General features: G+C 69.8%; 9 protein-coding genes. 2 read left to right on the top strand and 7 right to left on the bottom strand.

Annotation, left to right across the window (positions count from 1 at the left end; all coding sequences use genetic code 11):
* Positions 1–43: 43 nt before the first annotated feature.
* The 3 genes from AC0KTA_RS37760 to AC0KTA_RS37750 are packed head-to-tail and all read right to left on the bottom strand — an operon-like array spanning position 44 to position 2,291.
* Entirely contained in the window at positions 44–781 is a 738-nt protein-coding gene (locus AC0KTA_RS37760; protein WP_481052704.1) for a thioesterase II family protein, read from the bottom strand.
* Positions 778–2,028 carry a cytochrome P450 gene (locus AC0KTA_RS37755; RefSeq protein ID WP_481052703.1) on the bottom strand — a complete coding sequence of 417 codons (1,251 nt, stop codon included), beginning with the start codon at positions 2,026–2,028 and terminating at the stop codon, positions 778–780. Before AC0KTA_RS37755 ends, AC0KTA_RS37760 begins: the two co-directional genes overlap by 4 nt.
* On the bottom strand, positions 2,025–2,291 hold the full coding sequence (locus AC0KTA_RS37750) for a phosphopantetheine-binding protein (RefSeq protein ID WP_481052702.1): 267 nt from the start codon (positions 2,289–2,291) through the stop codon (positions 2,025–2,027). Before AC0KTA_RS37750 ends, AC0KTA_RS37755 begins: the two co-directional genes overlap by 4 nt.
* A gap of 288 nt (positions 2,292–2,579) precedes the next feature.
* Here AC0KTA_RS37750 and AC0KTA_RS37745 point away from each other — a divergent pair, with 288 nt between their 5' ends.
* Entirely contained in the window at positions 2,580–2,975 is a 396-nt protein-coding gene (locus tag AC0KTA_RS37745; RefSeq protein WP_481052701.1) for a hypothetical protein, read from the top strand.
* On the top strand, positions 2,947–6,114 hold the full coding sequence (locus AC0KTA_RS37740; protein ID WP_481052700.1) for an ATP-binding protein: 3,168 nt from the start codon (positions 2,947–2,949) through the stop codon (positions 6,112–6,114). Before AC0KTA_RS37745 ends, AC0KTA_RS37740 begins: the two co-directional genes overlap by 29 nt.
* On the opposite strand, the gene AC0KTA_RS37735 is transcribed toward AC0KTA_RS37740, so the two are convergent.
* The 4 genes from AC0KTA_RS37735 to AC0KTA_RS37720 all read right to left on the bottom strand — a co-directional run bounded on the left by AC0KTA_RS37735 (position 6,098) and on the right by AC0KTA_RS37720 (position 12,473).
* Positions 6,098–6,862 (bottom strand): ABC transporter permease, encoded by a 765-nt coding sequence (locus AC0KTA_RS37735; protein WP_481052699.1) that lies wholly within the window; start codon positions 6,860–6,862, stop codon positions 6,098–6,100. The two genes, AC0KTA_RS37740 and AC0KTA_RS37735, sit on opposite strands and share 17 nt — an antisense overlap.
* On the bottom strand, positions 6,859–7,797 hold the full coding sequence (locus tag AC0KTA_RS37730) for an ATP-binding cassette domain-containing protein (protein WP_481052698.1): 939 nt from the start codon (positions 7,795–7,797) through the stop codon (positions 6,859–6,861). Before AC0KTA_RS37730 ends, AC0KTA_RS37735 begins: the two co-directional genes overlap by 4 nt.
* Positions 7,798–7,852: 55 nt before the next feature.
* Entirely contained in the window at positions 7,853–8,572 is a 720-nt protein-coding gene (locus AC0KTA_RS37725; RefSeq protein ID WP_481052697.1) for a thioesterase II family protein, read from the bottom strand.
* A gap of 79 nt (positions 8,573–8,651) precedes the next feature.
* Positions 8,652–12,473, bottom strand: coding sequence for a non-ribosomal peptide synthetase (locus AC0KTA_RS37720; protein WP_481052696.1), 3,822 nt, complete (start codon positions 12,471–12,473; stop codon positions 8,652–8,654).
* Between the last annotated feature and the right edge of the window lie 3 nt (positions 12,474–12,476).

The raw sequence follows: 12,476 nt of genomic DNA, 5'->3' as shown, positions 1-12,476 counted from the left end.
CCTTCCGGTTGCCTCGGCGTACGGCGCTCGGGCCGCACTGCCTTCACCGCCAAGAGGTCAGCAACTTCCGCAGCTCGTCCGGCGCGTTCATGAAGTCGTGGTGGCCGCCGTCGACGACCTGGATGTCGACCGAGTCCGCGTACTGACGCCACCCCGCAAGCTGCTCGAGGCGCACGTCGGGGTCGTCCCGCCAGTGCAGTACGACGATGGGGCAGCCCACCCTGACCGGCTCGCTCCGCCGGTACGCACGCGCGGCAGCGAGGTCACGGAGCAGCACCATCATGCCCAGGTCGATCATGTCCGGCCGTGGCTCGATGCCCCGGCCGCGGAGGAACGACTCCAACTCGGCGCGCAGTTCGGTCTCGGTCATGGTGAGCATCCGGTCGCTCGCGGCGTCGTGCGGTGCGGGCTGGCCGGACACGAAGAGGCGCTCCGGCCGGGGCAGGCCCCGTTCGGCGAGCCGGACCACGGTCTCGTACGCGGGCAGCGCGCCCGCGCAGTGGCCGAAGAACGCGAACGGCCGGTCGAGGCGCGGCGCCAGTGGTCCGGCCAGGTCGGCGGCGAGGTTGTCGTAGGTGCCGTAGTGGGGTTCGGCCAGCCGGTTCTCGCGTCCGGGGAACTGGACCGGGCAGACCTCGACGTCGTCGATCGCGGTGGGCCAGGCGCTGAAGGCCGAGGCGCCGGACCCGGAGTAGGGGAAGCAGAAGAGCCGGGCGGGGTGGTCGGTGGACTGCGGTCGGACGAACCACGGCGACGTGACGGTGCTGGGGCCGGATGTCATGGCGTCATTCGTTTCTTGGCGACGATGGGGAGGTGGGTCATCCCGGCGATGAAGTACGACCGCAGGTGCTGGGGTTCACCGTCGAGGTCGATCGAGGCGAACCGCCGGAGCAGTTCTTCGAAGAAGACGCGCAGCGTCAGCCGGGTCAGTGGTGCCCCGATGCAGAAGTGCGGTCCGAACCCGAACGCGACCTGGCGCTTGGCGTTGTCCCGCGTGATGTCGAACTCGTGGGGAGCGGTGAATTGGGAATCGTCCCGGTTGGCCGACCCGATCCACGCGACGACCGCCCCACGGGCCGGGATCGTGCCCCCGCCGATCCGGACGTCGCTCACCGCGTACCGCATGAAGTTGCAGGCGGCCGATGTCCAGCGCAGTCCCTCCTCGACCAGGTTCGGGACCAGAGCTGGGTCGGCCTGCGCCTTCGCGAACTGCTCCGGCCGCTCGACGAGCGCGTGCACCGTGCCGGAGACGGTGTGCGGCGTCGTCACGTTGGCGCCCAGAAGGATGCTGTAGCCGTCGAGGGCGATCTCCTCGTCGGTCAGCGGCGCGCCCCCCGCGCGGACGCTCATGAGGTGGTCGAGCAGGCTCCCGTCCTCGCCGCCGGCCGACCGCCGTCGTTTGACCCACTCGGTGACGTAAGTGACGAGTTCGTGGTGGGAGATGGCCAGTGTCGCGGCCTCGCTGCCGTGCCGGAAGTGCGGGTCCGAGGGCGCCGTCACCATCGCGGTCAGCTGTACGAGTTCGTCCCAGTCCCGCTCCGGGATCCCGAGGAGCGGACCCGTGACCATCGCCGGGAGGAGCAGCGCCTGCTCGGCCAGGTCGAAGGTGCCACCGTCGAGCGCCGGTTGCAGGAAGCGCACGATCGTCTGCCGGATCCGGTCCTCCCAGGGCGCCACCGCCCGCGCGGTGAGCTGGGTTCCGATCGCCCTGCGGACCTCGGTGTGCCGTGGCGGGTCGGTGGACGTCAGCAGCGTGCCCGCCGCGACGTCGTCCACCCCGAGATGGGTGACGACCGTGCCGCGCTCCGAGGTGAACGCCTGATGGTCGCCGAGCACCCGGCAGACGTCGTCGTAACGGGTCACCGACCAGAACTCCCGGCCGTCCGGCAGGACCTGGTGGTGCAGGGGCGCCTTCGCCCGCATCACGTCCCAGATCGGATGCGGATCGCCCGAGGCGTAGAGGTCCAGGTCGAACAGGTCGACGCGATCGAGGTCGACGTCGCGTGCGGGACCTGGCGTCAACCTCACCTGTGTGTCCTCCCCTGCACGATCAGCGCGGCGACCCGGGCCGGTGTCTGCGCCAGGTAGAAGTCGCGCACGGACAGCTCGACGCCGTGGTCCTGGGTCACCCGGTCGATGATCTTGATTCCGATCAGCGAATTGCCGCCGAGTTCGAAGAAGTCGTCGTCCGCCCCGACTTCGCGGGAGAGGTATTCCCCCCATAGCGCCGAGATTTCCTGCACGAGTGACACGGGCGCACTCGGACGAGCGGCTTGCGCTTCTGACTCCATTGCCAGCATTCTCCTTCCCACTGTCCCGCCGGCGAGACGAATCCGTTGATCGGAAGTGGTCGCCGGCAGTGCACCGAGGGGCCATCGCCAGGCCAACGTAAATGGCCCGGGAAACGCGCTGCAAGGGATCACAGTGCGGCCCCCGCCGGGCACCGTGGTCCCGCCGGCGGGACAGCGCATCACCATGCGCAGCCGCATTGACTTGGCGTCGCCGCGTTACTCCTTTCTCGCCGGGATCCATTCCGTAATTCTCGATGTTTCACCTACGGAAAGGGGCGGAGGTGCCGCGTGCCGCGCGAACAGCGAAAGGATGATTCCGGTGCCTGTCCGGAATGGTTCGGCTGTGGCGGCTGGTCCGAGGTCCGGCAGGAGGAGTACGTCAACGAGGGCGAATTGCGCTGCGTCGACAGGGAGATCCCGGCCGCCATCGGATTCCGCTCCGAACCGCGGGCTCACGACGAGGTGCGCGAGTTCTTCAGGTGTTGCGTGATCGGCTTGAGCCTCGTCAGCCCGCGACCGTACCACCTCAACACGGCGCCGGCGGTGCGGACGGCCGCATTCCGCCAGCTGTCCTGTCGACGGGACAGCCGCCGCGATGTCCAGAAGCAGGTCGGCGAGTTCGCTGCCCGTAAAACGCCCGTGACAGAATCAGCGGGTGCAGATCGGGATGCTGGGGCAGTTTGAAGTCCGCACGGACGACGGTGACTTGGTCGACATGCCGGGCGCGCGACTGCGCGGACTGCTGATCGCCCTCGCCCTCAGGACGGGTCAGGCGGTCCCGAAGGCGTCACTGATCGACTGGATCTGGGGCGAGCACCCGCCTTCCGATGCGACGAACGCTCTCCAGTGCCTGGTTTCCCGGCTGCGCAAGGCACTGCCGTACGGCGTGATCGAGGGGCAGACGGACGGCTACCGGTTGGCGCTGGAGCCTGACGCCGTCGACGCCGTGCGGTTCGAACGCCTCGTCGTCGCGGGCCGGGCCCACGCCGAGAACAGTCCCCGACGGGTGCAACTGCTCGGCGAGGCCCTCGAACTGTGGCGCGGCGCGGCCATGCAGGACGTCGGCCAGCGGGACAGCGCCGCCTTCGACGCTGCGGTCGTCCGGCTCGAGGAGCTGCGCCTGACCGCCACGGAGGAGCGGATCGACGCCGAGATCGCGCTCGGGCGCGGTGCGGAGATGGTCACGGAGCTGACCGACCTGGTGGCCGCGCACCCGGTACGGGAACGGTTCGTCGCCGCGCTGATGCGCGCCCTCGCCGCGGCAGGCCGCGACAGCGAGGCGCTGCTCGTGTACCAGCGCGCGAGGGAGGCGCTGGCCGACGCGCTGGGCGCCGACCCCTCCCCCGAGCTGGTGGCGTTACACGTCGCGCTGTTACGGGGTGAGCTGAGGCAGGGCCTGCGGCAAAAGGAAGCGGGCCCCAGGACCAACCTGCGCGCCGAGCTGACCACCTTCGTCGGCAGGGGCGCCGATGTCGCCGCGGTCCGTGAGCTCGTCGCCGAGCACCGGCTCACCACCGTCATCGGGCCGGCCGGCTCGGGGAAGACCAGGCTGGCCGCGGAGACCGCGCGCACGCTGCTCGGCGACCTGCCGGACGGGGTCCGGCAGGTCGAACTCGCCGCCGTCCGCGTGAACGGCGGTGTGGCCGACGTGGCGCAGTCCACGCTCGCCGCACTGGGCCTGCGGGACTCCCTGCTCGGCGGGGCCCCGAACGCGGAACTCATCGACCGGCTCGTCGTCGCGATGCGCGAGCGGGAGGCGCTGCTGATCCTGGACAACTGCGAGCACGTCATCGAGTCCGCGGCGGTGTTCGCCCACCGGATGCTCGGGGAGTGCCGGCGGCTGCGGATCCTGGCGACGAGCCGGGAGCCGCTCGGCGTCACCGGGGAGGCACTGTGGCTGGTCGAGCCACTGGCCGTGCCGGAAGGCGACGCGGGCCCGGACGAGATCAAGGCCTCACCCGCCGTCCGACTGCTGCGGGACCGGGCCGGGGCGGTGCGCCGGGATCTCGGTGCCGACGCGCACACTCTGGAGACCACGGCGCGGGTCTGCCGGGCGCTGGACGGGATTCCCTTGGCGATCGAACTGGCCGCGGCCCGACTGCGCACCATGTCCGTCGACCAGCTCGCCAACCGACTCGACAACCGGTTCCGCCTGCTGACCAGCGGCAGCCGGACCGCGCTGCCGCGCCACAAGACGCTGCGCGCGTCGGTCGACTGGAGCTGGGAGCTGCTCAGCGACGCCGAGCGCATGGTTCTGCGCAGGCTCTCGGTGTTCTCCGACGGGGCGAGTCTGGAGGCGGCGGAACGGGTGTGCGGGGGTGACGCCGTCGAGCCCGAGCAGATCCTCGAACTGCTCACCGCGCTGACCGAGAAGTCGCTGCTGCTCGCTGAGGGCGGCAGCGCCCCGCGCTATCGCATGATCGGCACGATCAAGGAGTACGCCCGGCACCGGCTCGCTGAGGCAGGGGAGACGAACCGGGCGCGCCACGCACACCTGGCCTGCTTCACCGAGCTCACCGAGATCGCGGAGCCGCACCTGCGCCGCGCCGAGCAACTGGACTGGCTGGCCACGCTCGAGACGGAGCACGGCAACATCGGTGCGGCGATGCGCGGCGCGCTGGCGGCGGGCGAGGCGCAGGCGGCGATGCGGCTCGCGGCGAGTGCCGGGTGGTACTGGTGGCTCGGCGGCCACAAGACCGAGGGCATCGAGCTGCTCACCGCGGCCACCAGAACGTCCGGCAAGGTGACCGACGAGGACCGCGCCATGGTGTACGCCCTCATCGCGATGTTCCTGAGTTCCGGGCCGGGCGGTGACGAACACCAGGCCGCGGAGTGGATTCACAAGACCTACAGGTTCAGCCGGCGCAGCCGACGCAGCCATCCGGTGCTGGGATTCGTCGCGCCCCTGGAACGCATGCTGCAGGCGCCCGACGCGTTCCTGCCCGCGTTCGAGCCACTGCTCGACGACGAGGACCCCTGGGTACGCGCGATGGCCCGGCTGCACCTGGGCAAGATGCGGATCATGCTCGGCCGGGACGGGCGTGACGCGGACGCATATCTGGAGAGGGCGTTCATCGAGTTCCGGGCGCTCGGGGAGCGGTTCGGGATCTCGTTCGCCTTGACCGAGCTGGCGGACCGGATCGCCGTGCGCGGGGAGTTCGTCGCCGCGTGCGAGCACTACGAGCAGGCGATCGCGGTCGTCACCGAGGTGGGTGCCGCCGAGGACATCATGCGCATGCGGTCGCGGCAGGCGCAGCTGTACTGGCTGCTGGGCGACGAGGACGCCTGCACGGTCGCCCTCGCCGAGGCGCGGCGGAGCGCGCAGCGTGTCACCTGGCCGGACGCTCTGGCCGAGTTGGCCCTCTCGGAGGCGGAACTCGCCCGGTGGGGCGGCAGGACCGAGGAGGCGCACAGACAACTCGGCGTCGCGAGGGCTCTGTTGGGCGACGAAGCGGAGCGGGCGATCATTCGTGCGACGACCCACGACCTGCTCGGCTACCTCACCGATGACCTCGGCGAGGCCCGGGCGCACCGGGCGGCGGCCTGCGAGGCGGCGTCCCAGGGGGGACACGCGCCGTTGATCGCGCACGTACTCGTCGGGGTCGCGGACCTGGCGCTGCGCCGTGACGAGCACGAGCAGGCGGCGCGGCTGCTCGCCGCGAGCGCGGGCGTGCGCGGGCTGCAGGACCGCTCCCACCCGGACGTGGCCCGGATCGAGCAGACCGCACGCCGCCGCCTCGGCGACGCGCGGTTCGCCGAGGCGGCCCGGGAGGGGACGGGGACCAACTGGTCTCAGCTGGTCGAGGTCACGCTCGCTTCTTGAACGTGGAGAGCGCCCACACGTAGCCGAGGAGGGCGAGCCCGACGCACCAGGCGACGGCCGCGATCGCGTCGCCCCTGGACGGGCCGTCCTCCACCAGCAGCCCGCGCAGCGTCTCGATGATCGGGGTGAAGGGCTGGTACTCCGCGAACTGCCGCGCGCCGGCCCCCATCGTGTCCGCGGGTACGAACGCGCTGCTCAGGAACGGCAGCAGGATCAGCGGCACGGCGGCCAAGCCGGCCGACTCGGCGGTCTTCGCGGCCAGCCCCACGGCGACGGTGAGCCAGCTGGTCGCGACGGTGAGCAGCACGACGAGACCGAACACACCGAGCCAGTCCATGGCGCTCGCGGTCGGGTTGAATCCCATCGCGAAGGCCACCCCGATGATGGCCGCGTCGGCCACCATGCAGCGCAGCGTGGTGACGACGACCTGGCCGGTCAGCACGGCACCGCGGGAGACGTCCATCGCCTTGAACCGGTTGATGATGCCCTTGGTCATGTCGTCGTTCACGGCCGTCGCGGTCGCCCCGAGCCCGTAGCTGATGCCCATCACGAGCATCCCCGGTGTCGCGTAGTCGACGTAGTCGTCACCGACGCTGAAGGCGCCACCGAACACCTTGACGAACATGAGCATGACCAGGATCGGGATGAGAAGCGCGTTGAACACCGTGATCGGGTTCCGCAGGGTGTGCTTCAGATTGCGGCGCAACATGATCGACGAATCGGTCAACGCCGCGGAGAGAGAGCTCACTTCGCCGCCTCCTTCGTGCTCGCGTGACCGGTCAGGGCGAGGAAGACGTCGTCGAGGTCCGGTGTGTGCACGGAGACCTCCTGGGCGTTGACCTCGTGCTCGTCGAGCCGGTCCAGCAGGGACCGCAGCGACTTCGCGTCACCGTTGCTGGGCACCCGCAGGGTCAGTTCCTGGTCGTCCCGGGTGGCACCGGGCAAGATCCGGGCCGCCGTGTCGAGGTCGTCGAGGTCGTCGAACCGGAGCCGGACGTGGGTGCCGGGGGCCTGGCGCTTGAGTTCCTCGGGGGTGCCCTCGGCGACCAGGTGGCCCTCGTCGAGCACCACGATCCGGTCGGAGAGCTCGTCGGCCTCCCCCAGGTATTGGGTCGTGAGGAAGATGGTGGTGCCGTTGGCCACCAGATCGCGGACGATGCCCCACATCGTGCGCCTGCTGCGGGGGTCGAGACCCGTGGTCGGCTCGTCCAGGAAGATGATCCGCGGCTTGCCGACCAGCGTCATCGCCAGGTCCAGCTTCCGGCCCATGCCGCCGGAGTAGGTCGCCGCCATCTTGTCCGCGGACTCCGTCAGGTCGAACCGCTCCAGCAGTTGCGTGACCGTCTGATCGCCGGAGGGCACGCGCTTCAAGTCCGCCATCAGCCGCAGGTTTTCCCGACCTGTCAGCAGATCGTCCACCGCGGCGAACTGACCGGTCACACCGATGGCCCCGCGCACCTGCTTGGTCGCGGTCGCCACGTCGTGCCCGGCCACGCGCACCGTTCCGGCGTCGGCCTTCAGCAACGTCGCCAGGACGTTCACCGTCGTCGTCTTGCCCGCCCCGTTCGGGCCGAGCATGGAGAACACCGATCCCTCAGCGACCTCGAAGTCGATGCCGTCGAGCACGACTTTGTCGCCATATGCCTTGCGCAGTCCAGAGACTGCAATCGCGGGACTTCTCATGTCCCCACCGTGCTCGTCGGAGCTGTCACCCCTCTGTCACGCCCCTGGCACGGCACTAGCAGGCACGGGCGGACTCGGCCTCGATCACGTCCAGCACCTCCCGGCCGAGATCGACCAGGTACATGTGATCGCCCTCGAGCTCCGCATAGCTGAATCCACTCGTGGTCGCGCCCCGCCACTGTTGCGCCTCTTCCGCCGTGACCAGGCCGTCGGAATCGCCCCGCAGCGAGCAGATCGGCACCGACACCGGTTCGCCGGTGCTGGGAAGGTAGTCCTCGTGCATCTCGCAGTCGGCCTGCAGCACGGGGAGAATCAGCTCACGCATCTCCGGGTGGTCCAGGGCTTCGTGCCGGAACCCCGCGAACTCCTCGACGCGGGCGAGGAATTCCTCGTCGGGGAGCCCCGCGGCGCGCCGCTCCCGTTGCGTCCACGGTCCCGGTGAACCACTCACGACCAGCCGCTCGACGTGCACGTCGCGCTTGGTCAGCAGGTGCACCAGCTCGTACGCGAGCACCGCGCCCAGGCTGTGTCCGAACAGCACCACCCGTGCCCCCTCGCCGAGCGTCGCGGCAATGCCGTCGACCTCGTTCCTGGCCGCCTCGACGACATTGCGGTACGGCGTCTCAAGCATCCGCCGCTCCCTGCCGGGCAATTCGAAGGCGACCACGCGCCACCGGTCGGCGGCCAACGCCCGCCACGGGTGGAAGAACGAAGCTCCCGCTCCCGCGAACGGCACACACAGCAGCGTGGCCCGGTCCCTGTCCTCCGCCGGCATGCCGGATGCTTTCACCGCGACCAACCCCCATCATCCCTTCGCCGGTTCGTCGAATCGGCTCCACAGCGTCGGTGTCCGGTCATGCCGCCAGCTTGCGGTTGATGACCTCCATGATTTCGGCCACGGGGCCGGGCATGTGCAATTCGTGGTGCACAGCGCGCACGTCGTGCACCTCGATGGAACCGAGCACGTAGGGCCGCCACAGGTGCGCGTAGGAGTTCTCCTCGAGCGTCGCGTTGAAGAACAGCACATCACCGCGGTAGACCGGCGATTCGAACTTCGACATGATTGCCGCGTTGTTGGCCAGGATTCTCGACATGCTGTCCACGAGCTGTTGCCTGTTCTCGGTGCCGAAGTACTGGCCGAAGTGCTCTTCGAGTTCCGTCCGGTAGTCCGCCAGAGTCCTGCCGGCGTGTATCTCCTTGAAATAGTTCCCCCCGGGCTGGGAGTCCAGGATGGCCACGAAGGCGACCTCGCGCCCACGCCGGTCGATCGCCTCCGCGACGGCCTGCACGACAGTCCCGCCGTAGGACCAGCCGATCAGGTGGAAGGGCCCGTCCGGCTGGATCTTCACCATCTGGTCGACGTAGTCCTCGACCATCTCCTCCACCGACCCCGCCAGCTTGTCCGCGCTGTTCCAGCCGCGGGACTGCAGGGCGTAGGCCGGCCGGTCCTGCGCGTGCAGCACGAAGCTGAAGAACGCCCAGCCCAGCCCGCCTCCCCCATGGAGGAACCACAGCGGCAGCTTGCCCGTGCCGGGATCGCTGTTCAACGGCAGCACGACGGCGAACGGGTCGGAGAGTTCCTCGGAAGAGGCGACGAGCAGCAGCGCGGCCAACTCGGCCACCGTGGGGTACTTGATGATCGTCCTGAGGGGCATCTCGATGTCGAACTCGCTGTGGATGCGGGCGCTGAGCCGGGTGGCCAGGAGCGAGTGGCCACCGAGTTCGAAGAAGTCGTCGTCGATACCGACCCTCTCGACGTCGAGCAACTCGCTGAAGAGGGCACACATTCTCTCTTCGTGGGAGTTGCGCGGCTCCCGGCTGACCGCTGTGTTCGTGTCCCCGGACGGCAGTGCTCCTTGGTCGAGCCTTCCGTCCGGAGTCAGCGGGATCTCCGAAAGCGGAATCACCACGGAGGGCACCAGTTGGCGCGGGAGGTGCCCCCGCAGGTACTCGGGCAGCTCGGTGAGCAGCGCCTGCACACCGGCATCAGACTCCGCGGCATCGGGCTCGGGCACCACATAGCCCACGATGCGCTGACCGCCGTCCTGGTTCTCACGCACCACACCCGCCGCCTGGGCCACGCCCGGATGTCCGGTCAGCACATGCTCGATCTCCCCCAGGTCGACCCGGAAACCCCGGATCTGCACCTGGCGATCGGTTCGCTCGACGTACTCCAGCTGACCGTTGCTGTCCCAGCGCACGAGGTCTCCCGTGCGGTACATCCGCTCTCCTCGCCCGCCATCGGCGGGGCCGAACGGGCACGCCACGAACCGCTCCGCGGTCAGCTCCGGCCGGCCCTGGTACCCGCGGGCCACCCCGGCACCGGCGACGTACAGCTCACCCGGCACCCCGCGCGGAACCGGGCGCAACCGTGAGTCGAGCACGTACACCTGGGTGTTCCCGACCGGCAACCCGATCGGCACCCCCGCCCCCACCCTCACGCGTGCCTCGGTGCACCACGTCGTCGTCTCGGTCGGGCCGTACATGTGGAGCACTTCGGCGGCCTGCTTGGCCAGGATCTTGGCCAGCCGTACCGGTACGGCCTCCCCGCCGATGATGATCCGCAGACCGTTCGCGGCGTGCGGCTCGCGCATCGCCAGCGTCTGCCAGAAGGCGGGCGTCGCCTGTACCACGGTGACCTCGTGGTGGCGCATCAACTCCGCCACGGACGACATGTCGTCGACGGTCTCCTCAGCCGCCACCACCATGGTGGCGCCGGCGATGAGCGGGAGGTACAGCTCGGTGACGGCCATGTCGAGCGCCACGGTCGTGCCGAACAGCATCCGGTCCGCGGACGACAGCAGGACCCGACGCTGCACCGTGGCCAGGTAGTTGGCCACCGCGCCGCGCGGGACCGCCACGCCCTTGGGCTTCCCCGTCGACTCCGACGTGTAGATCACGTACTGGGTGTTCTCGGGCCGGACGACCACCTCCGGTGCCGAATCCGGGTAGCCCGACCGGTCCATGCCGGCCAGCGCGTCGGCGTCCAGCACGAGCACCGGCTCCGCATGTGCGATGACATGGTCGATACGAGAGCGCGGGTGGTCCGGATCGATCGGAACGACGGCTCCTCCGGCCTTCAGCACCGCCAGCAGCGCCACCACCAGGTTCACCGTCCGGGGCAGGCACACGGCGACCCGCGACTCCGCCCGCACACCACGGTCGACCAGCCAGTGCGCCAGCCTGCTCGACCGCGCGTCCAGCTCCTGGTAGGTGACCGACTCGTCCTCGCCGATGGCGGCGAGTGCCTCCGGTGTCGCCTGTGCCTGCCTGCGCAGCGCCGCGACCAGCCCTCCCTCCAGGGTCGGCTCGGCGGTGTCGTTCACCTCCACCACCAGCCGCTGCCGCTCCCCCGCAAGGAGTACGTCGACGTCCCCGACGCGCATGCTCGGATCGGCGGCCAACTGCTCCAGCACCCGCACGAACCGAGCGGCGATGGCCTCGACCGTCTCCCGGTCGAACAGGTCGGTCGCGTACAGGATGTCGCCCCGCAGCGTCCCCGAGTCGTCCGCGACCACGTTGAAGAACAGGTCGACCTTGGAGTTAGACGCGGTGGCCGGCTCGGCCTCCAAGGTGAGTCCGGCGAGTTCGAGCTCCGGCCGCTCGTAGTTCAGCAGGCCGAGCATCACCTGGAACAGCGGCTGATACGCGGCGGACCGTACGGGGTTGATCGACTCGACCAGCATGTCGAACGGGACGTCCTGGTGCTCGTAGGCCGCCAGCGCCTTGTTCCGTACCTGTGCGAGCAGATCGGTGAACGAGGGGTCGTCGGAGAGGTCCACTCGCAGCACCTGGGTGTTGACGAAGAACCCGACCAGATCGGCAAGCGCCTCGTCGGTCCGCCCGGCGATCGAGCTGCCGATCGTCACGTCCTGCCCGCCGCCCAGCTTGCACAGCAGCGTCGCCAGCGCGGCGTGCAGGACCATCGACATGGTCGACCCGTGCTCGTCGGCCACCCTCTGCAGCCCCGTCGCCACCTCCGCTTCCACCATGAGGCCGACCGTGGCGCCGCGCCCACTCGCCTCCGGGGGCCGCGGGCGGTCCAGCGGCAGGTTCAGCGGCTGCGGCACCCCGGCCAGTTCCCCGCGCCAGTACGCGATCTGCCTCGCCCCGAGACTGTCCGGGTCCGCGACGTCACCGAGCACCTCGCGCTGCCACATCGTGTAGTCCTTGTACTGCACCGGCAGCGGCTCCCACTGCGGGGCCCGGCCGTCCCGGCGGGCGGTGTAGGCCGCGGCCAGGTCCCGTGCCAACGGCGCGCCCGAGCTGCCGTCGGTGGCGATGTGGTGGATGACCAGGACGAGGACGTGTTCCTCGGGTGAGCAGCGGAACAGGCGCACGCGCACCGGAATCTCGGCCGCCAGATCGAACCGGTACGCGATGGCCTCGTCGACCGCGCCGGACACGTCCTCGGGCGCCACCTCGATGACCGGCACCTCCGGCGTGGCCTCCGCTGTCGGGAGGATGCGCTGGTAGAGCTCACCGTCGTCGTTCGTCGCGTACACGGTGCGCAGGATCTCGTGCCGGTCGACCACGTCGCGGATCGCCGCGGCGAGGGCGGCCAGGTCCAGGGACCCGGTCAACCGAAAGGCCGCCGGCATGTTCCAGTTCTCCGACCCGCCCTCCATCTGATGCAGAACCCACATGCGGCGTTGCGCGAATGAAAGCGGAATCATCGC

The sequence above is a fragment of the Streptomyces sp. Y309 genome (assembly GCF_056712025.1).
The sequence above is the reverse complement of the archived record's forward strand: the minus strand, read 5'-3'. Positions and strand labels throughout refer to the sequence as shown.